Origin of the sequence: Vibrio sp. 2-2(8), assembly GCF_963888495.1 — a bacterium.
In the GTDB taxonomy this organism is placed as follows: domain Bacteria; phylum Pseudomonadota; class Gammaproteobacteria; order Enterobacterales; family Vibrionaceae; genus Vibrio; species Vibrio anguillarum.
Genome location: NZ_CAWPJM010000053.1, coordinates 175,079 through 196,526, shown reverse-complemented (window position 1 = coordinate 196,526; position 21,448 = coordinate 175,079). Strand labels below are relative to the sequence as shown.

Here is a 21,448-nt window from a genome sequence, read left to right as displayed (position 1 = left end):
CAATGAAATCATTAAACATAGCCGTACTTTCCTTAGCGATAGGTGGATTACTGGGGTTTAGCATCAATCAATACCTGTCTGGTCATGGTATGGAGGCAATGAACTCAACCAATGCGATGTCTGAACCGCTGTATTGGGTTGCGCCGATGGACCCAAACTATAAACGTGATAAACCGGGCAAGTCACCGATGGGGATGGATCTCATCCCTGTGTACACCGAATCGCCGACGCAAGCACAAGAGAAGAGTGGCACGGTGACCATCAGTGCTGCGGTCGAAAATAACTTGGGTGTGAAAACGGAACCCGTGGTGTTTGCGCAGTTATCTCCACGCATTGAGACAGTGGGTTACATTGCGTTTGATGACAGTTTATTGTGGCAAACGAACGTTCGCGTTGCTGGTTGGGTTGAAAAACTGAACATTAATGCGGTTGGAGAGCAGGTTCGTAAAGGCGATGTCTTATTTACGCTCTACTCACCGGAGCTGGTTAAAGCGCAGGAGGAGCTGCTAAATGCCCATCGAGCCAGCCGTGAAAGTTTATTGAAAGGTGCAACCGAGCGTTTGGTTTCACTGGGTGTTGATCGTACACAGATCAAACAGATTATCGCTCGAGGCAAAGCCACTCAATCGATAGAGGTCAAAGCCATTGCTGATGGGGTGATTGCGAGTTTGAATATTCGCGAAGGGGGATACTTATCGCCAGCGCAAGCGGTGATAAGCGCAGGCCCTTTAAACGAAGTGTGGGTTGACGCTGAGGTATTCGAGCGCCAAGCACATTGGATTACGTCGGGTAGTTTAGCGTCAATGACACTGGATGCTATTCCCGGCAAGGAGTGGCAAGGGAAGATAGATTACGTCTATCCCATTTTGGATCCGAAAACCCGAACGCTGCGTATGCGTTTGAAATTTCTCAATCCGAAGGGGGAGTTGAAGCCTAACATGTTCGCCAATATCGCTTTGCAGCCCGTATCGCAACAAGCGGTGCTCACTATTCCTAAATCAGCAGTTATTCATTCGGGCGGCATGACGCGCGTCGTACTTGCTGAAGGAAATGGCAAATACCGTTCAGCAAGGGTTGAAGTTGGCCGCGAAGCAGGCGAGCGCCTTGAAGTTTTACAAGGGTTAACGGAGCAAGACACGGTCGTCACGTCGGCACATTTTCTGTTGGATTCAGAGTCGAGTCAAAGTGCTGATTTATCACGTATTAATGGGGTGGAAGCTGCCAATGAAGCTTGGTTAACGGGAGACATCAGTACGCTTATGGCTGATTTTGGGATGCTCACACTTAACTATAAACCGGTAAGCAAATGGGGCTGGCAAGCGGGGCAGATGAACTTTACGGTTGAGGAGGAGTCTGATCTCAGCTTATTTGCTGAAGGGCAAAGGGTTCGATTTCTAGTGGCAAAGCAGGGTGACGAATATGTACTAAAAGCACTGGAAGCGAGTGAGCAGGCAAGTAGTGAGACGAACATTACCGCCGCAGAAACGTTAGGAGGTCAACAATGATTGGTGCGATTATTCGTTGGTCGATCAATAACCGTTTTTTGGTGTTGGTGGCGGCTCTGTTTCTCACTTTGGGCGGACTTTACAGTGTAAAGAACACGCCTGTTGATGCTTTACCGGATCTCTCAGATGTGCAAGTGATCATCAAAACCAGCTATCCCGGCCAAGCGCCGCAGGTAGTGGAAGATCAGGTCACTTACCCGCTCACAACGGCGATGCTTGCCGTTCCGGGGGCAGAAACGGTCCGTGGCTATTCATTCTTCGGTGATTCCTACGTCTACATCATCTTTGATGATAAAACCGATATGTATTGGGCTCGCTCGCGGGTATTGGAATATCTAAGCCAAGTGACGCCAAAACTGCCACCCAATGCTAAACCAACCTTGGGGCCGGATGCGACGGGGGTTGGCTGGATCTACAGTTATGTACTGCAAGATAAAACCGGCCAACACGATCTTGCGCAGTTACGCAGTTTGCAAGATTGGTTTTTGAAGTACGAGCTGCAAACGGTGAATGGTGTCTCCGAAGTGGCTACCGTTGGCGGCATGGTTAAGCAGTATCAAGTGCAAATTGATCCGGCAAAGCTACGCGCTTATAACCTGACTTTGCAACAAATCAATGCGGCGATCCAAAATGGTAACCAGGAGTCGGGAGCGTCAGTGATTGAGGTTGCGGAAGCCGAACACATGGTACGCACCAGTGGCTATCTGACCAGTATTGATGACATTAAAGCGCTACCACTGAAAGTGACCGACAAAGGAACGCCATTATTGTTAGGTGATGTGGCGGATATTAACCTTGGCCCACAAATGCGTCGTGGTATTTCTGAGTTTAACGGTGAAGGAGAAGCGGTTGGAGGTGTGATCGTGATGCGTTTTGGTGAAAATGCTAGCCAAGTGATTGATGACGTCAAAGCGAAATTGACTGATCTCCAACGCAGTTTACCGACAGGCGTAGAAATTATCGCTACTTATGATCGTTCAACCTTGATCAATCAAGCCGTTGAAAACCTTTGGCATAAGCTAGCAGAAGAGTTCATTGTCGTTGCGGTCGTGTGTGCGCTGTTTTTATTCCATATCCGCTCATCATTAGTGATTGCTTTGAGTTTGCCCGTGGGCATTCTATCGGCTTTTATTGTGATGCACTGGCAAGGTATCAATGCCAACATCATGTCACTTGGGGGGATCGCCATTGCTATCGGTGCTATGGTCGACGGGGCGATTGTGATGATCGAAAATGTGCATAAACATATTGAACGCACCCCACTGACCGACAAAAATCGCTGGCAGGTGATTGGCAAAGCCGCTGAAGAAGTCGGTGCGCCACTATTTTTCTCACTACTTATCATTACGTTAAGTTTTGTGCCCGTCTTCGCACTCGAAGGCCAAGAAGGCAAGATGTTCTCGCCATTGGCGTTTACTAAAACCTATGCCATGGCCGCCGCCGCAGGTTTAGCGATCACGCTCGTCCCTGTTCTTATGGGCTATTTTGTGCGTGGCAATATTATTTCCGAGCACAAAAATCCTATCAATAAAGGGCTTGTGGCACTTTATCGTCCACTACTCAACCTGAGTTTGCGTTATCCCAAAAGCATGATTGTATTGGCTTTGGCATTAATGGCTTCCGCTTATTACCCAATGAGCAAATTAGGCAGTGAGTTTATTCCGCCATTAGATGAAGGCGATCTCATGTACATGCCGACAACCTATCCGGGGATCTCGATTGGTAAGGCGCGTGAGCTATTGCAGCAAACCAATAAACTCATCAAAACCATACCAGAGGTCAAAACCGTGTGGGGCAAAATGGGGCGTGCAGAAACCGCAACCGATCCCGCGCCCTTAACCATGATTGAAACGGTGATCCAACTTAAACCTCGCGATCAATGGCGTGAAGGCGTAACCACAGAATCGCTACGTAAGGAATTTGACAGCTTAGTGCAATTTCCGGGGTTAACCAACGCGTGGGTGATGCCAATCAAAACACGCATCGATATGTTAGCTACAGGGATCAAAACGCCGATTGGTATCAAGATAGCGGGTCCCGATCTCAAACAGATTGAAACCATCGGTGCACAACTTGAACCTATCCTTAACCGCGTTCAAGGCACGGCATCGGTTTATGCTGAACGTGTGGCTGGTGGACGTTATGTAGCGATAGACATCAATCGGTTACAAGCGGCGCGCTATGGGTTAAGCATTAAAGATGTGCAACAAGTGGTTTCAACCGCAGTGGGGGGCATGAATGTAGGGGAAACCATTGAGGGGTTAGAGCGTTACCCGATCAATGTACGTTACCCGCAAGATTACCGTGATTCGGTAGTGAAGCTGCAAAACTTACCTTTGGTGACTCAAAACGGTGCACGTTTGGCCTTGGCCGATGTGGCTGATATTCGCTACGAAGACGGCCCGCCAATGATCAAAACCGAAAACGCACGGCCAAACGGCTGGGTCTTTGTCGATATTGATGGACGCGATCTCGGTTCATATGTGGCAGAGGTGCAACAAGCGGTAGCGGAGCAATTACAGCTGCCAGCGGGATATTCTCTCGTATGGTCTGGTCAATATGAATACATGGAGCGAGCCAAAGCGCGCTTAAGTGTTGTCGCACCGATCACGATCGCAATCATCATGTTGCTACTCTATTTCAGTTTCCGGCGAATCGGAGAAGTGTTGATCATTATGGCGACATTACCGCTGGCGATGGTGGGTGGCGTGTGGTTGATGCACTACCTTGGCTACAACTTTTCAATCGCCGTGGGGGTGGGCTTTATTGCACTTTCAGGCGTTGCGGTAGAAATTGGTGTGATCATGCTGGTTTATTTAAACCAAGCTTGGCACTACAAAAAAATTGATGCGCAAGAAAATGGTGCGGTCATTGACAGCCAAGATCTCATCAATGCTATTGGCGAAGGAGCAGGACAGCGCGTACGCCCAGTCATGATGACGGTACTGACAGTTATTATTGGCCTGATCCCGATTATGTATGGCACGGGAACTGGTTCGGAGGTAATGCAGCGCATTGCCGCCCCCATGATTGGAGGCATGGCTTCAGCACTATTGCTCACATTATTGGTTCTACCTGCGGTATTCAAGTTATGGAAAAACCGTGAAATCGCAACACTCAAATAGCGTGCAGCTGGCAAAGTAAAAGCTAAGCACTAATCGGAAAATAAATAGTCACTGGATGAATTTAAGGAAAATCAAAATGAAAAAAACACTAATCACACTTTCACTAGCGTTATTCACCTCTTCTGTCATGGCTGAAATGGACCATAGCAAAATGGATCATGGCAGCATGGTGATGAAGCAAACAGACACGATGAACATGGCGATGGATGACATGTCAGAAGTCGGCATGCCTGCTAAAGGAGCAAAACCCGATAAAGTGGTGCATGTTTTACTCTCGGATGAAATGAAAATCACCTTCAAAAAAGAGGTCAACATCGAACCGAATGACGTGGTGCAATTTGTTGTCATGAACACAGGTAAAATTGAGCACGAATTTTCGATTGGTTCAGCCGACGAGCAGCTAAAACACCGAGAAATGATGCGCCAAATGGGCAATCATAAACATGATGGTGGCAGTACCGTCACCGTGGCACCGGGTAAAGCGAAACAACTGTTATGGCACTTCCATGGGGATAACAATGTTGAGTTCGCCTGCAATATACCCGGCCATGCTGAAGCTGGGATGATTAAGAAAATTCAGCTTCAGTAAAAGTTGTCACGCTAACTCGTTAAAAGAAAAAACCGCCCTTCCAATTTGGCAGGGCGGTTTTTTTGACCATTGATTAATTATTTCAAATCACTAAGCGGTAGCCAGTTTACTTTAACACCCGCTTGTAAAAACATATCTTGGCTGACTTTGATCTTATCACCCCAACGGGATAAAAAGTCTTCTGTTTGCTCTGGGCAGTGCACTGCGGAAATCCCAGTTTGAATGATTTTTGCTGCACAGTTTGGGCAAGGAAAATGTGTCACATAAATTTCGCAACCATCCAAATCACGCTTGGCGAATAGGATGGCATTTTCCTCAGCATGCAGTGTTTTGAGGTATTTCATATCACGATCATCGGTGCCTGCACTGTCTGAAATACCATGTGGGTAACCGTTAAATCCAACCGAAACGATGCGATTTTGCTTAGTGATCACTGCGCCGACTTGCGTGGAGGGATCTTTACTCCAAGAGCCAACAAGTTCTGCCATTTGGTAAAAGCGCTGTGCCCATTTCGAAATCATGTGTTGTTCCTCTGACGATTTTCTTGCATTTCCTCAGTAGCGAGGGAGATATGTGATTAAGATCGACATTAATATCCTAGTTTTCTCACACTTAGTCTAGAGCAATTCTCATTTCTAAACAGAATTCAGCCGTGCCAATCAGTATTAGAGTGAGAGCTCTATCTCATTTCGTGCGAGCATCTTAGCCGAGGTGATAGGCCATTATAGGATTAAGTTTGTGAGAGATCTCTTACACGTATCGTGAGACTTTAACGTTTTGCTATGCAATAAAAAGAGATTGAATTTTTGTAATTGTTTGAATTTAAATGATAATTGTCATTTTGTGTCTTTCTGGTAGAGAAAAAACAACAGGTGGGGGATTGCTGAAAAAAGTGAAATCCGTAATCTGAAGTTGTCAGCAGGAAGCGGACACGGAACAGGAAAGACCCAAGGATAGGTCATCTTCAGGACGAAGATTCGATAATTCAGGAAGAATGATCGGCAAGGATAGCGAAGGACATTAGCTGGATGCTGAATAACTAGGATGGTTATCAAGGAAAGTTAATGGACGGTGCAAAGGAAAAGTGCACAAATCTGTCGGGACGACGGAGTTAAGGACACCGCTAGGAAGGCGATGAAAGGGAATGCGCTGAGGGAATCAGCAGACTATCAAGGAATTGATGCAGGGAGCACTTATCAGTAGCTGGATTGCTGCGAGTAAGAACTGGAACCCCACTAAGCGAGAGCTTAGTGGGGTTTTCTTTATTTTTGTTACCTGAAAATAATGGCCACCTGAAAATAATAAGTGGTGAGGTTAACATTGCTTCCTGCGGAGTAACTCCAGATAATAGGTGAAAATAATGAAAGGATATGATGATGATTCGCTTAGCCGTTATTGGAACCAACTGGATTACTGACCAATTTATCGAAGGGGCATTAAAAACGGGGGAATTTCAGCTAGTAGCGGTTTATTCCCGTTCGCTGGACAAGGCGAAACAATTTGCCGAAAAATACGATGCTCCTGCTTTGTTTACTGACCTTAAGAGCCTAGGTGAGAGTGACAATGTGGATGCCGTGTACATCGCCAGCCCGAATGTACTGCATGGTCCACAGTCGATTCAAATGATGCAAGCGGGCAAACATGTTATCTGTGAGAAGCCGCTGGCTTCTGATTTCTCATTAGCACAGCAGATGTATCAAGTTGCCAAACAGCATGGCGTAGTATTATTCGAGGCCTTTATAACACCACATTTGCCCAATTTTTCCGTTCTCAAACAAGAGCTATCGCAGATTGGCGCTATCCGTAAAGCGGTGCTCAGCTACTGCCAGTATTCCTCTCGTTACCCTAAATATCTCAAGGGTGAGATGCCCAATACCTTTTTGCCCGAGTTCTCTAATGGTTCGATCATGGATATTGGTTATTACTGTTTGGGCTCAGCCATTGAACTGTTTGGTGAGCCTAAATCGGTACAAGCCCAAGCGCATTTACTGGAGACGGGGGTTGATGGTAACGGCAGTGTGATCTTAGGATATGACGGTTTTGATGTGCTATTAATGCATTCAAAAACCAGTGACTCCTATTTGCCGAGCGAAATTCAAGGTGAAGAGGCCGCACTGCACGTTGAGATGATCTCTACCTGCAACCGCATCACGAGAATTAACCGTAGTGGTCAAACCCAAGATCTGAGTATTGAGCAACACGCCAACCGCATGTTTTACGAAGCACAAAAATTTGCAGATCAGATACAGAATAAGACAATAGATGAGCAATGCAAATTACGCTCACTCACCGTTTCCAAATTATTGACAGAAATACGCCGCCAAACGGGCGTGATTTTTCCAACCGATAACCTGTAGTTTCATCGCACAGAGAAGAGAGCAAAAATAATGCAAGCTGAAGTAAAGTGGGTCGAAAATTTCAAGTTCTTGGGCCAATCCCAATCTGGTCATTCGGTGGTGATGGATGGCAGTGGTGGTGCAACCGCGCCTAGTCCGATGGAGATGGTTCTTATGGCCGCGGGAGGTTGTAGCTCTGTGGATGTGGTTGATGGCTTAAAATCGGCCAATCAACAGGTCACTGCATGTAACGCCAAATTGACGGCTGAGCGCCGTGAAACCGCACCGCGGATTTTTACGCTAGTCAATATCCATTTCGACGTATCAGGCGTTGATCTTGACCCCAATGTCGTTGAAAAAGTGACGACCGATTCATTAGAAAAGTACTGTTCTGTCTGCTTAATGTTAGGCAAAGGTGTCACAATGACTCACAGTTGGTCGATTGTTTAAGCCATTCAATCAATAAAACTAGGAAAAAGCAATATGCTCTGATCTTGCCTTTTCCTGTGCGTTACAGGTTGGTTGAAATTAAAGAGGAAAGTGAAACAGTGAGCTTTTCTCTTTTTTCTTTTGTTTATCCAAGTAGTCTAAATAAACTAGATGCATAAGGAGGAACGGCTCATGACCGAAATGGAAAAAATGATGAATGGTATGGTGTTTGACGGTGCAGACCCAGAAATGGAAGCCATTCGTAGCAAAGCAGGACATTTACTGTTGCAGATCAACCAATGCGCCGATGCTACAGCCCGCCATCAATTGCAAACTCAGCTATATCGTCAAATTGGCCAACAAAGTGTGGTGCAGCCTCCTTTCTATTGTGAATTCGGTGAAACAATTTCCATTGGTGATGAAACCTTTATCAACATGAATGTCACTATGCTTGATGGCGCTAAAATCACGATTGGTAATCATGTTTTGATTGGCCCTAACACCCAGTTTTATACACCAGCGCATGCTTTGGATTATCGCAGCCGCCGCTTGTGGGAAACATTTTGTAAGCCGATTACGGTTGAAGATGACGTATGGATTGGTGGCAACGTTGTTATTAATCAAGGAGTCACGATTGGTGCCCGTTCGGTTGTCGCGGCAAATTCAGTGGTCAATCAGGATGTGCCAGCTGATAGCCTAGTCGGAGGCACACCAGCGAGAGTGCTCCGTTCATTAAAAGAAATGAATGGAACATCTGACCTGCATAGTTCAGTTAAGGAAGGGCATCATTGAAGCAGCATAAACATACACTATTTGGTGTTGCGGCTATCTTGCTGTGGAGCTGTCTCATGGGGCTAATCAGAACGGTCACCGAGCAATTTAGCCCAATTGGTGGGGCGGCGCTGATTTACACTGTGAGCTCAGTATTTCTGATGCTTGTCATGGGTGTGCCTAAATTCAAACACTTTTCTCTGCGTTATGTTCTGATCGGTGGTGCGCTTTTTGTGAGCTACGAAATCTGCTTAGCATTAGCGTTAGGTATGGCCAATGATCGCCATCAAGCGCTCGAGATGGCGGTGATTAACTATTTGTGGCTAGCCTTGACGGTGTTGTTTGCGGTATTTCTCAGCCGTAAACCCGTCCATATTCTTGTGTATCCAAGCGTTGCACTCGCATTTGTCGGGGTTGCTTGGACCATTACTGGTGATAGTGGGTTTTCGGTGATGCAAATATCAGCCAATATTGCGACTAATCCCTTAACCTATAGCATGGCGTTTGGCGGGGCGATTATTTGGGCTGTTTATTGCAATATCACCAAACAATTAGCCAATGGACAAAATGCCATTATCCTGTTCTTTATGGCTACGGCTATCGCCCTCTGGATTAAGTATTTTCTTAGCAGCGAAAGCACTTTAGTGTTTACCGTTCCAGCAACCTTGAATTTAGCGTTAACGGGTGTGGTGATGGGCAGCGGTTATGCACTTTGGAATGTGGCAATCTTGCGTGGCAACATGGTTCTATTGGCGACTCTTTCTTATTTTACGCCAGTGATTTCAACCTTGCTTTCATCGCTAATCTTAGGTGTAGCGCTTGGGGTAAGCTTTTGGCAAGGTGTGATTATGGTGACGATGGGTTCTTTAATTTGTTGGTGGGCGACCAGAGAACGTCAATCGACGGTGCAAGAGAAAATGCCAATAGCCTGACATCGCAACAGCTTTGCTATGTATAAAAAAGCCCTCTCGGGAACGAGAGGGCTTTTTCCGTTTAATTGAGACTGATTAACGAGCTACGTTCATGGTTAATTGCAGTACGAATGGCAGCTTTGATAAACGCTTATGTAGCGAGCGACGAGTACTTTCGATATCTTCGAGTGCAATCATTTCATTCTCATCAGGGCGAATATCGACATTGACCCACAGCTCATGACCGACTTTAGTCACCGCAGTCAACTCGATATCTTGCTCTGATTCTTCACCTACGGCAATGACACCTTGATCCACGGTTTTACAAATCTCTTTGCTTGGTGACATCATCAACAATTCACGTGTTGCCGATTTAAGCATGTCATAAGGCACTTTGATAAAGTAAAACGACATTAATAGCATCATGATTGGGTCTGCATAGACGGCATATTTTGCCCAAGGAGACAAGGTCATCAACCAAGCGGCAATGAAACCGACCGTTACCGCGACGCTTAATAGCGTGTCCATTTGCCACTGTTTTACTTCAGCGTCAATCAAACCAGAAGAGTAACGTTTACTCTTGTTGACCATGAACCACCACGCAATCGCACAACCAATCACGTTCACTGTGCCAAAAACAGTTGCGATAGAAGCATCCACTTCTCGACCACCGCTAAACAATGCCATGACAGCCGAGTACAACGAATAACTCACGACTAACAAAATAACGCTGGCTTTGATAGCAATAACCGCAGGTTCTAGCACCGCGCGTCCAAAGGGAAAAGTCGAGTCAGAAGGTTTACGAATGTAGCGTGACGCCACCAGCGACAATAATGTTAACAGCAAACTAACCAGTGAATACACACCGTCAAACACGATAACCAGTGAACCGACAAGCATACCAACCACAAGTCCGCCACCAGCAAAGCCAGAAGCTAAAAGGGCCGAAATCGTCAAAATGCGATTTTCATTATTTCTTGTTCGAGCACACATAAAAGACTACCTGTTGAAAACATGCTGTTATTTTGGCTTAAAGCACGGTTTTGACAATCTCTAAGTGCATTGGTCGTTGGCTTGAATATTGGGAAGTAAGTTTATTTTTAATTAAAACAATTGGTTATGAGTTTATTTGCCTGTCAGGATAATTGACGCTGACTGTCTTCGCTTTAGATTGTTTGAAATGTGGGCATCTTGAAAGCTAAACAACGAAAATTAAAAATCAAACAAATAGTCACGCAACTTATCGGCTAACCAGTTCATGCCAGGGTGTTCGGCCATGCCCGTGGCCGTAAACATGCAGTAATCTTCTTGAGTGAGACCGTAGGTGTGCTTAATCACCGTTAGTTTTTGTTCACGTAGGAAGTGGCGAATTAAAGGTTCTGGCAATACGCCCCATGCATTCTCAGTCAAGATGGTATTGAGCATGTAATCGAAACTGGAGAAGCCAATGTAGCGACGAGAGAAAGGTTGTAATTCGGGGTTATCTTTTTCGTTTAAATAGACCATCACGGCTTGCATTGCTCTGCGCAGTTCTTCGTCGGTGACTCGCGAAATTTTAGTTAGCGGGTGGTCACTTTTGCACACCGACATCATCCGGATTTTACCCAAAGGTTGATAAGTGATCCGCGGGTCATTGATCCTTTCGTAATCGACGCCAAAAGCAAAATCGACTTGATGGGTGGCAATCAAGTTGGCTAAGTCGCCGCTTGAAGCCAATACAAGGTTAAACGAGGTCGCGGGAAAACGATTATTCAGCTGGTGTGCAAAATCTTGCCACAAGGCATCAGGAAGAGAATCATCACGGGCAATCCACATCTCGGCGTTGAAGCCCCGTGATATTTGCGTACAGGTGTGTTTTATACGTGCAATGGTCACCAAAACACTTTCACAATCTTTATAAATTGCTTTCCCCGCTTCAGATAAGGTCAGGTTGTTGCCGGTGCGCACAAAAAGAGCGGTATCGAGCTCTTTCTCCAACGCTTTAATCGCCATACTGAGTTTGGTTCGGTTACATTCTAATTGTCGCGCCGCTTCGGAGACTGAGCCAGTGTCCGCGACAGAGAAAAATGCTTCAATTTGAGAAAGGTTCATAACGTTCTCTAAGGCACAATAATGGATTGATCATAAACAATTTTAGTACCACTGCCTATCTGATGTTCTTCTACCAACTGACGGTTTTCTCGCCAATCAAAGCCAGTTCATCATTTCTTAGTCAAGATTGAGCTGTAACTCTATGAACGTAACACAGTTTTGGTTTATTCTTGGGAAAATTTCCCCAATACAAGAAGTAACACGGAGGCCATGATGGCGAACGAATGGGATGAGTGTGCGGCTCAGTGGGAGCAGGACGAATCCACAACGCTTTTTGCTCAAAATGTGTTTCAGCAATTGCAGAAACGGGTCACTCTCGAAGGTAAACATGTTCTTGATTTCGGGTGTGGTACGGGCTTGCTGAGCCAAATGATGTCTCGCCATGCCAGAGATATTGTCGCGCTCGATGGCTCTGAGGCCATGATTGAAGAGTTGGATAAAAAAGAGTTGGTCAACGTTGAACCCGTGGTGGATTTTCTGACCCGTGGTCTAGTCGCGCAACATCCGGCCTTTCGCAAACAATTCGATCTTGTTGTGGCGTCATCTGTGTGCGCGTTTGTGCCGAATCTTAATGAAGTATTTACCATCATTCATTCTCTATTAGATGAGCATGGCGTTTTTATTCATTGGGACTGGTTGGTTGAAGAAGATGATCCTGACTATGGTCTTAGCCAAAACCAAATTGAGACACAACTGAAAAGCGCAGGTTTTAGCCAGGTGGAAACCGCAGTTGCGTTTGAGATTAAAAATTCAAAAGGTCTAGCGCCAGTAGTGATGGGCATTGGTAGGAAATAACATCATAAAGTCGATGGTTTTCCAGATTGAGAATGGCTTATTTACATTATTTCACTGTTCCATAATGACCAACTTGCGTAAGCTCTAGCTTGTTGATAAGTGTCATGATAGTCACTCCCTAGAAGACTATAAGGCATTGATCACGAATAATTCTGTTTGTTGACTGATAACTCATGGCTAGGGTTAAGCAAAAATAAAAGCACATCAGAAGATAAATAAAGAAGGCCAGCGCAAAATAGTGCTGGCCTTCTTTATTTTAAGCATTGAGCTAAATTTTCAATGTTGATTCACAAACATCAGTGTGGTTTTTTGAGCTGATCACACAACCATTTCAAAGCTTGGTCGTTCATACTGGGCTTGTTCCACACTAGGCTGTAAGCCACTTTCCCATAATTGAAAGGTAACGGTTTGACGAGCAACTCCCTAGCTTGCATCGCTTGTTCCGCCCAGCGTTTGGAGCAAGTAAAGAGTGAGTCAGTATGCTTGCATAAGATGGCGGCCGCACCAAAGTCAGCAACAACAACCGGAACATGACGAGCTCGATGAGATTGAGCTAAATTCTGTTCAAAAAAAGGTTCAGCCAGCTCTTTGTCCATGATGCCGATATGCGATTGAGCAAGGTAGTGATCGATAGTGAGTACTTCATTGGCTAAAGCATGATCACTACGCATTAAGCAGACCATTTCATCGTGAGCAATCACTTCCCACACGAGTTCTTTATCTCGCGTTGGGGGCTGGCTGATATCGTGTGGCAAAATGACGAAATCAATCAGCCCGCTTTGCAGGGCGTCGAAGCCATAGTGATCTTTCGAGTAGATAGTAAAGGAAGCTTGCGGTGCATGATTTTTTATTACGTTTGTCAAAATAGGAGCAAACAACTCAAAGGCACTTTCTCGCATCGCAAGGCGGTATTTCCCCTGATAGTGTTGAGGTTCGAAATTTGAGTGATGCAGCAATCCATTCATGCTAGAGAGGATTGAATGGACAGTGGGGCCCATTTGTAGCGCGAAAGGGGTAGGTATCAAATGTGTACCGTCACGATAAAATAGTTCATCTTCCAAGAGAATGCGCAATTGCGACAAGTTTTTACTGATGCTTGAAGGGCTAATGCAGAGCTGGGCTGCTGTCTGCGTGACGCTGCGGGTACTGAGCATGACGTGTAGCGCTGTTAAGTGTTTTAAACTGATTCTTGAAAGGTGAATATAATCCATAAATAAAGGCGGTTCCTCCAAACTTTTTCAAAAGCATATCACTGACATACTGACAAATTACACGAAAAGATGCGGGTTATTTGACAAGCTGCCGAAATATTTACCGCTATGTACCTACATCAACTTCCATCGCCTTTTATTTCGAGAATCGTGTTTATGTAAACAGCGCGTGGATTTCTTCTAATACATGAGGATTGGCAATGGCACCTAAGTTTTTGACTGTCTCGCCATGAAGTAGTTGCTTCACCGCGAGTTCTACCAGTTTTCCGGATTTGGTGCGCGGGACATCACTGATGGAATGGATCTGCGCAGGTACATGACGAGGGGAGCAGTTTTCTCTTAGGCGCTGTTTGATGGTGTTCACCAGTAGGGTGTTGAGTTCGCACTGTGGAGCCAGTTGTACAAAAAGGATGATCTGCTCATCATTATCGATTTTCTGACCCACTGCGACCGAATCTTGTATTTCAGGCAAGCTATTTACTTGCTGATAAATTTCCGACGTGCCGATACGCACGCCTCCAGGGTTTAAGGTGGTGTCACTGCGCCCATAAAAACGTATTCCACCATTGTCGGTCCACTCAACTTCATCACCGTGGTGCCATACACCAGAGAACTTGCTCCAATACGCATTGTGATAACGTTGGCCATCGTCATGCCAAAACCCGATGGGTTGATTAGGGAAACTGTTGCAGCAGACTAACTCTCCCCGTTGTTGTATCACGGGTTGACCAAGGTCGTTAAATACGGCGACATCAAGTCCTAAGCCTGCGCCTTGGCATTCTCCTCGATACACCGGCGATATGGGGTTGCCAAGCACGAAGCAGCCACAAATATCGGTTCCACCCGAGATAGAGGCGAGGTGTAAGTCCGCTTTTATGTTGGCGTATACATAATCAAACTGTTTTGGGTACAAAACCGAACCTGTTGAACATAATGTTTTCAGTGAGGAGAGAGGGTAGTAATCGCTCGGTGAATACGCGGTTTTTTGCAGTGCCTCTAAATATTTGGCCGATGTACCGAACAAAGTGATGTTGGCTTCTTCTGCCAAATCCCACAATACTCCCGGTTGCGGATACATTGGGCTACCATCATAAATAACCAACGTAGCACCGCTAGCGAGCGCCGAAACATGCCAGTTCCACATCATCCACCCACAAGTGGTGTAATAAAACACACGATCGCCCGGTTGAATATCACAGTGTAATTGATGCTCTTTGAGATGATTTAAAATCGTACCGCCAACCGAATGGGCGATGCATTTGGGTTTACCTGTCGTACCTGATGAGTACAAGATAAACAGTGGGTCATTGAAGCCAACGCGTTCATAGCGTAGCCCACGTGGAAGGTAACTTGCGAGAATCGCATTCCAATCAGAAAAAGCGTCGTTAAAATCAGCCGTGAGTGAGCGTTGCTGTAAATATTCGATCTGACAAATGTTGTGTAGGCTCGAAATAGCATCGGCAATCTGACCGTTTTTTTCTTCCATGAGATGGGTTTTGCCATTAAACGTATACCCATTGCAGCAGAATAAAATTTTGGGTTGCACTTGGCCGAAACGCTCTACTACGCTGTCGACACCGAAATCAGGAGAGGTTGATGTCCAAACAGCTCCTAAGCTAGTAGTCGCTAACATAGCCACTAAAGTTTCGGTCATATAGGGTAAGTAACCGGCGACAACATCACCTTTTTCAACTCCATTTTGTTTTAACCACTGCTGGATAATAGAAACCTGATCACTGAGTTGCTGCCATGTTAGCTTCTTGTTTTGCCCATTTTCATTTTTAAACCAAACGGCAATGCCTTCCGGTTGTTGAAACGCATAAGAGAGCAGATTTTCCGCGTAGTTCAATTGTGCTTGGGGAAACCAAATTGTGTCTCTGGCGGCGGTGAAGTCGTCCCATCTCGCAATCCCCTCACCGTAAATGCAGTTACCACGAAAGCCGATCACATCGCAAAATTGCCACACTTCTAACCAAAATTGTTTTCTCTCGGCAACGGACCAGAGATGCAGTTGTGAGTAGCTTTCTATCGCCTCACCTTGCATATTAATGTGCTCAATAAACTGGTTTAAATTGGACGCTTTGATGCGGTCTTGGCTAGGGACCCAAAGCGGTGTGTGCGGCGTCAAATTTTCTTCAAACATAATCGCGTTCCCTACAACCCTAACAAGTGGGTATATATCCGTTTATTTTCTGATCTGTTGGCACTGTTTAGTGTTGTCGGCGAACGCCGTAAAGTCAAACGGGTTGGCCATAATCATATCCATGATATCTAAGTAAAAAAACCATAAATGTAAAATATTTGTTACGCGTGAGCGTCGTCAGATGTCGAGCCTAAGATTGGCAGACTTTTCACGAGGCGATAGGCTTAATGTAATCGGTTTGTTAAAAGGTTGTGGTATGACGCAGTATCATTCTAAGCCATTAAATAGCAAAGGTTTCATTGACTGGAGTAACGAAGAGGATCGGATTTGGTATGATCTGATCGCACGTCAAGAGACCGTCGTTGAGCAGCGAGCATGCCAAGCCTATTTGGATGGGTTAGCGATGCTGCAACTCTCTAAAGATCAGGTTCCTCAGTTGCCCGATATCAACCGTATTTTGCAACGTGAAACCGGATGGCAAGTCGAGCCGGTGCCCGCTTTAATTAATTTCGATCGATTTTTCGCCTTATTGGCAGAGAAAAAATTTCCAGTTGCCACGTTTTTGCGTAGCCGTGAAGAGTTTGACTATTTGCAAGAACCGGATTTTTTTCATGAGATTTTTGGTCATTGCGCGATGCTTACTCATCCTGATTTTGCATCATTTACTCAGGTTTACGGCAAGCTTGGGGCTAACGCGAGCCCAAAACAGAGAGCTTATTTGGCGCGGCTCTATTGGTTTACGGTCGAATTTGGTTTAGTGCAAGAAAGTGACGGTGTAAAAATCTATGGCGGAGGTATTTTATCCTCCCCCGCTGAAACCGTGTATAGCCTTGATAATCAAACGGCCATACGTGAAAAATTTGACATCCAACAAGTGCTGAGAACGCCATATCGTATTGATATCATGCAACCCATTTACTATGTATTGGATGATCTACGAGATCTGTACCATTTGAGCCAAGAAAATCTTGTACAGCAGGTAGAAAGTGCCATGCAGGCAGGCTTGTTGGCCCCCTTATTTCAACCCAAGGAAGAGACCCATGCTTGAAGAATTACGTTGTGAAGCTTGTAGCCTTGATGCGCTAGCATTATCGATCCCCGAGCAGCAGCAACTACTCACTGAGCTTGAGGGGTGGTCTATTGTTGTACGTGATGACATCCCCCAGTTGGAAAAAGTGTATGTGTTCAAAAACTTCAAGTTGGCGTGGGCATTTTCTAACCAAGTTGCTCAATTAGCTGAAGCGGAATTTCACCACCCCAGTTTGTTATTAGAGTGGGGAAAAGTGACCGTGACTTGGTGGAGCCATTCCATCAAAGGATTGCACAAAAACGATTTTATCTGCGCCGCAAAATGTGATGGATTAATCGATTAAAACCAATACTATCAATGTGTTAGTTTTAGATCTCGACCTGGTGGTTATTTTCCCTTCGTTGTGCACTTGAAGCTGCAGCAGTGCTGGCTACGTTTGCTCAACCCAGCATAGAGTTTACTTGTGCTCATGGGGATGAGCTCACTTACCGCCTACCCGCAACTTCAACAAGTTGTTTGGATGTATCCGGTCGTTTTTCTACGCAAAAGCCAAACCGTGACCTACACTTTGAAAAGCTCATAATACAAATTTCATATAAACCCAGTGGCTGGGGGCGACGATGGCTTTACAAAAAGTTGTTCATTTCTATGCGTAGGGTTTGACTATGAAAATATCAACGAAAATCATTGCGGCATGTACTATCTTGTGTTCAGTTGGCGTGGTAATCAGCGGTGGTTTTGTTGGGTGGCGAGCATCAGAGCTCTCAAGCCAAGCACTTTATGACCGAGCCGCAAATCAACTTACCTCCGTACGCGAAATCAAAAAGAGTGAAATAACTAACTATTTCAAACAGATCCGTCTGCAAATTGAGACCTTGTCTTCCGAGGTATCGACTCAAGAAGCAATGGATTCTTTTACTCGTTCGTTCTCTCGTTATCCTGCCCACCGTATAACGCCCCAAGATACGGATGCGCTAGAACGGTATTATCGTGATCAGTTTGGTCGTACTTACCGTCAGGAAAACAATGGCAGTCAGCCAAATGAACTTGGTGCATTTGCACAGCTTTCAGAGCAGGGAAAAGCACTGCAGGCTCGCTACATCGGCGTAAACCCTAACGAGCTTGGATCCAAACATCACTTGGATTTTGATTCATTGGGCAGCAGCTATGATGAAGCTCACCGGCGTTATCACGCCTCATTTAGGCGATTTTTAGAAGCGTTTGGCTATTACGATATTTTCCTTGTCGATTTGTCAGGCAACGTGGTTTATACCGTGTTTAAAGAACTGGATTTTGCGACCAATTTATCAACTGGCGCATATCAAAATTCGGGGCTAGGCCATGCATTTGCTAAGGCAAAAAACTTGCAAGAGGGGCAATCCTACCTCGAAGATTTTGCACCTTATTATCCTTCCTATGAGGCAGCGGCTTCGTTTATTTCGGCCCCAATTTTCAAAGAACAGCAGCGGGTAGGCACGCTGATCTTTCAGATGCCGATCGATGTGATCAACAACATCATGACATTTGGCGGTAGCTGGGCTGATGCGGGGCTCGGTAAAAGTGGAGAAACTTACCTTGTGGGGCAAGATGGTTTATTGCGCAGTCAATCACGGTTTTTATTAGAAGATCCTGAGCAATACTTTCAAACCTTAACTGATATTGGTGTTGAGCCTGCCACCATTGAGCAAATCAAAACCAAGGGTTCGGCCATTGGACGTCAACGCATCAAGACCGACGCGGTACGACAGGCATTGGCGGGTGGACAAGGCCTAGAAACCATCAAAGACTATCGTAATGTTGAAGTACTTTCGGCTTACGCACCTCTGGATGTTTTAGGACAAAAATGGGCTATATTAACTGAAATCGATCAATCTGAGGCGTTGCAAGATGTCTCGACTTTAGAGCGTTCAGTATTGCAGACGGTGTTTATTAGTATTGCTGTTCTTGTGGTGCTTTCACTCTTTATTTCTTACATCGTGGGAAGTGGTATATCCAAACCTATCCGCAGTGCGTCGTTAGAGCTGCATCGGATTAATCAGGAGAATGATTTAACCGCGCGTTTAAGTGAAAAGGGTAAAGATGAAATGGCGGAAGTTGCGGTTGCCTTTAACCAGCTATTTAGCAGCTTACAGAAAACCATTGAGCAGTTTGCGCGGGCGACGGAGTCACTCAACGGCAGCACTCATCGTATGTCTTCCAATATGGAGAGCACGCGAGGCGCTGTTGCCGAGCAGAGTATGAGAACAGAATCGGTCGCGGCGGCGGTAAATCAAATGAGTGCTTCAATTGGCGAGGTAGCGCAGTTTGCTAGCCGAGCTGCCGATTATGTGAAATCAGCTAATGATACAGGGTCACAAAGTGTCGACGTCGGGGAAGCGTTGGGAAATGAAATCAGTTTGTTGAGCGATGAGATGAAGATGGCGGTGGAAGCTATTGAGCGGCTCCATAGTGAAAGTAATTCTATTGCTGAAGTGCTTGATGTTATCCAAGGTATCGCCGAGCAGACCAACTTACTGGCCCTTAATGCGGCGATTGAAGCAGCACGTGCTGGCGAGCAGGGTCGTGGTTTTGCGGTCGTTGCCGATGAAGTGCGATCATTAGCAGGGCGCACGCAGACTTCTACTGAAGAGATCCGTAAAAAAATCGATTCGCTACAACATGAAATAAACAGTGTGTCGCAGGGAATTGAAAAGGCCAATAAAACCGTGGTGAAAGGGGTTGAAACCTGCCATTTGAATACGGATATGCTTGCTCAAATCATGTCAATGTTAACCGAACTGAATGACATGAATGTGCAAATTGCTGCCGCGACAGAAGAGCAAAAATCAGTAACGGATGAAATCAGCAGTAGCATTACTTCGATTGCCGATGCTTCACTGTCGGTTTCTGGACAAGTGAATGATGTTGATGGAGTGCTTACCGACCTTTCTGGGCAAGCAGAGACACTAAATAGTGAGATTGCTCAGTTCAAATATAAGGCGTAACACTAAGACATTTCCTACTTAATCAGCAACTGTGTTGGTTACATTCGCTCCAAGCATAGAGTTATACTCGGTTTAACTATGCTTGGAGCGTTGAAGGCTCTGTCTCGTTGACCAAGTTATTGATCCAACGTTTGGAATAGATCCGTTGTGTTGTAAGGATAATTTTGACGGCCTCTTCAAGCATAATAACCATCATAACCCAATGCAAAGGCCAGCCAAGAACCAACCCTGTGTAATAAGCCAACGGAATGCCAATCGCCCATTGGCCAAATAAGTCAATGAAAATACTGTAGTTAATATCGCCGCCACTTTTTAACACGCCACCGATACCGACCATATTAAATACCCGTAGTACCATCCCAAACGCCATTACTAAGCAAACATTCACGGCCATTTGTGTATCATGCAGTGGACTTTTTTCGATCAAAGCGTAAATCCAAGGTTCAGTCAAAAAGCAGAACAATGCCAGCAGCAACGCCAGCCCGCAGCTAGTAAGTACATACCACCAAGAAGTCTGCGCGGCACGTTCGTAACGCTGTGCACCAATTTCATGTCCAAGCAAGATAGAGGCGGCCACGGCAAATCCAAGAAAGGCGGAAATGAGTACACTTTCAATGGGGGAAAGCAGTGAGATAATCGCAAGTTCAGAAACGCCCAACTGGCCGACAATAACGTTGTAAATCAAAATGCCAGCCGCCCATGCTGAATCGTGAATAATCATTGGCCTTGCGACTTTAAAATAGCGCTGTCTATGGTGTTTCATTTTTGCTTGCTGCCAGTTTTCGCGATTGGGCAATAGATGAGCGTAATGTCGCTTTACTTGCCAAAAAAGCAGCATGGTTTGGCAGCCGCGTGAGATGCTTGTGCCAATCGCTGCACCCACAACCCCTAATTCTGGAAAGCCGAACAGGCCAAAAATGAGTAAAGCGTTTAAGACAGCGTTAATAATGATGGCCAGAATGCTTACTTGAGTTGGCAACTTTGCCACGCCGACAGAACGTAGTGCGCTCTCTAGTGGCACTACTAATGCGGTACAAAATAAGCTAAGTGCTGTGATCCATAAATAATCCGTGGCTAGTGTGACGTATTGAGCATCATTGGCCACTAAAGAAACAACAGACTGAGGTATCCACAAATAGAGCAGCATAAAGGGGAGTGTAAACAGCAGAGCCACTATCCAAGACTGAGCCAATGTCCGTTTTATGCCCTCGATGTTACCTGCACCAAAATATTGCGAAGCTAACACGCTTACTGCACCGCTAGCGCCAACAATAACGATGAGATTAAAGAAAAATATTCGGTTGCCAACACCAACGGCCGCCGTAGCGGATTCACCTAATTGGCTGACCATAAAAATATCCACTACACCTAACAGTGAAAACAGCATTGACTGGAGGGATACCGGTACACCAATATCGATCAATTTGCGCCAAAATTGACGGTCTAGCTGATGAAAGGGAGTCATTAACATGGTGCATTACCTCATTTTGATATGCGGCAAGTGTAAATCGAATCGTAATTTTTGTAT

17 protein-coding genes are annotated in these 21,448 nt (G+C 45.5%); 11 read left to right on the top strand and 6 right to left on the bottom strand.

Features of this window, described 5'->3' with window-relative positions; all coding sequences use genetic code 11:
• The first annotated feature begins 2 nt into the window (after positions 1-2).
• The 3 genes from AACV12_RS16320 (at position 3) to copI (ending at position 5,219) form a co-directional block, all read left to right on the top strand.
• Positions 3-1,505, top strand: coding sequence for an efflux RND transporter periplasmic adaptor subunit (locus AACV12_RS16320; protein WP_170900936.1), 1,503 nt, complete (start codon positions 3-5; stop codon positions 1,503-1,505).
• Positions 1,502-4,630, top strand: coding sequence for an efflux RND transporter permease subunit (locus AACV12_RS16315; protein WP_170900934.1), 3,129 nt, complete (start codon positions 1,502-1,504; stop codon positions 4,628-4,630). The genes AACV12_RS16320 and AACV12_RS16315 overlap by 4 nt, the downstream gene beginning before the upstream one ends.
• Before the next feature lie 76 nt (positions 4,631-4,706).
• Positions 4,707-5,219 (top strand): copper-resistant cuproprotein CopI, encoded by a 513-nt coding sequence (gene copI, locus AACV12_RS16310; RefSeq protein WP_339377085.1) that lies wholly within the window; start codon positions 4,707-4,709, stop codon positions 5,217-5,219.
• Positions 5,220-5,296: 77 nt separating this feature from the next.
• Here the strand turns inward: copI and AACV12_RS16305 are convergent, their stop codons facing one another.
• Positions 5,297-5,740 carry a dCMP deaminase family protein gene (locus AACV12_RS16305; protein ID WP_010319355.1) on the bottom strand — a complete coding sequence of 148 codons (444 nt, stop codon included), beginning with the start codon at positions 5,738-5,740 and terminating at the stop codon, positions 5,297-5,299.
• An 849-nt stretch (positions 5,741-6,589) separates the two neighbouring features.
• Here AACV12_RS16305 and AACV12_RS16300 point away from each other — a divergent pair.
• The 4 genes from AACV12_RS16300 to yddG all read left to right on the top strand — a co-directional run bounded on the left by AACV12_RS16300 (position 6,590) and on the right by yddG (position 9,687).
• Positions 6,590-7,576, top strand: a complete 987-nt coding sequence (locus AACV12_RS16300; protein WP_170900929.1) for a Gfo/Idh/MocA family protein — start codon at positions 6,590-6,592, stop codon at positions 7,574-7,576.
• A gap of 30 nt (positions 7,577-7,606) precedes the next feature.
• Complete coding sequence (locus AACV12_RS16295) at positions 7,607-8,005, top strand: OsmC family protein (RefSeq protein WP_170900927.1); 399 nt, start codon at positions 7,607-7,609, stop codon at positions 8,003-8,005.
• A 171-nt stretch (positions 8,006-8,176) separates the two neighbouring features.
• On the top strand, positions 8,177-8,776 hold the full coding sequence (locus AACV12_RS16290) for a sugar O-acetyltransferase (protein WP_026028176.1): 600 nt from the start codon (positions 8,177-8,179) through the stop codon (positions 8,774-8,776).
• Positions 8,773-9,687, top strand: a complete 915-nt coding sequence (gene yddG / locus AACV12_RS16285; RefSeq protein WP_170900925.1) for an aromatic amino acid DMT transporter YddG — start codon at positions 8,773-8,775, stop codon at positions 9,685-9,687. The genes AACV12_RS16290 and yddG overlap by 4 nt, the downstream gene beginning before the upstream one ends.
• Before the next feature lie 75 nt (positions 9,688-9,762).
• On the opposite strand, the gene AACV12_RS16280 is transcribed toward yddG, so the two are convergent.
• Both AACV12_RS16280 and AACV12_RS16275 read right to left on the bottom strand, forming a co-directional pair.
• On the bottom strand, positions 9,763-10,659 hold the full coding sequence (locus AACV12_RS16280; RefSeq protein WP_017043151.1) for a cation diffusion facilitator family transporter: 897 nt from the start codon (positions 10,657-10,659) through the stop codon (positions 9,763-9,765).
• Positions 10,660-10,878: 219 nt separating this feature from the next.
• Positions 10,879-11,757: a LysR family transcriptional regulator gene (locus tag AACV12_RS16275; protein ID WP_010319645.1), complete on the bottom strand. Its 879-nt coding sequence runs from the start codon at positions 11,755-11,757 to the stop codon at positions 10,879-10,881.
• A 213-nt stretch (positions 11,758-11,970) separates the two neighbouring features.
• On the opposite strand from AACV12_RS16275, the gene AACV12_RS16270 reads away from it, so the two are divergent.
• Complete coding sequence (locus tag AACV12_RS16270; RefSeq protein WP_049785471.1) at positions 11,971-12,552, top strand: class I SAM-dependent DNA methyltransferase; 582 nt, start codon at positions 11,971-11,973, stop codon at positions 12,550-12,552.
• A 296-nt stretch (positions 12,553-12,848) separates the two neighbouring features.
• Here the strand turns inward: AACV12_RS16270 and AACV12_RS16265 are convergent, their stop codons facing one another.
• Positions 12,849-13,784 carry a LysR family transcriptional regulator gene (locus AACV12_RS16265; protein WP_170900921.1) on the bottom strand — a complete coding sequence of 312 codons (936 nt, stop codon included), beginning with the start codon at positions 13,782-13,784 and terminating at the stop codon, positions 12,849-12,851.
• Between the two features lie 133 nt (positions 13,785-13,917).
• Positions 13,918-15,891 carry an acetoacetate--CoA ligase gene (locus AACV12_RS16260; RefSeq protein ID WP_170900985.1) on the bottom strand — a complete coding sequence of 658 codons (1,974 nt, stop codon included), beginning with the start codon at positions 15,889-15,891 and terminating at the stop codon, positions 13,918-13,920.
• Between the two features lie 271 nt (positions 15,892-16,162).
• Between AACV12_RS16260 and phhA the strand changes: the two genes are divergently transcribed.
• The 3 genes from phhA to AACV12_RS16245 all read left to right on the top strand — a co-directional run bounded on the left by phhA (position 16,163) and on the right by AACV12_RS16245 (position 19,920).
• Positions 16,163-16,954 carry a phenylalanine 4-monooxygenase gene (phhA, locus tag AACV12_RS16255; protein WP_017045087.1) on the top strand — a complete coding sequence of 264 codons (792 nt, stop codon included), beginning with the start codon at positions 16,163-16,165 and terminating at the stop codon, positions 16,952-16,954.
• Complete coding sequence (locus AACV12_RS16250) at positions 16,947-17,279, top strand: 4a-hydroxytetrahydrobiopterin dehydratase (RefSeq protein WP_013868428.1); 333 nt, start codon at positions 16,947-16,949, stop codon at positions 17,277-17,279. The genes phhA and AACV12_RS16250 overlap by 8 nt, the downstream gene beginning before the upstream one ends.
• A 316-nt stretch (positions 17,280-17,595) precedes the next feature.
• Positions 17,596-19,920, top strand: a complete 2,325-nt coding sequence (locus tag AACV12_RS16245; protein ID WP_170900918.1) for a methyl-accepting chemotaxis protein — start codon at positions 17,596-17,598, stop codon at positions 19,918-19,920.
• Between the two features lie 76 nt (positions 19,921-19,996).
• Here the strand turns inward: AACV12_RS16245 and AACV12_RS16240 are convergent, their stop codons facing one another.
• Positions 19,997-21,391 carry an MATE family efflux transporter gene (locus AACV12_RS16240; RefSeq protein ID WP_170900916.1) on the bottom strand — a complete coding sequence of 465 codons (1,395 nt, stop codon included), beginning with the start codon at positions 21,389-21,391 and terminating at the stop codon, positions 19,997-19,999.
• Positions 21,392-21,448 lie beyond the last annotated feature (57 nt).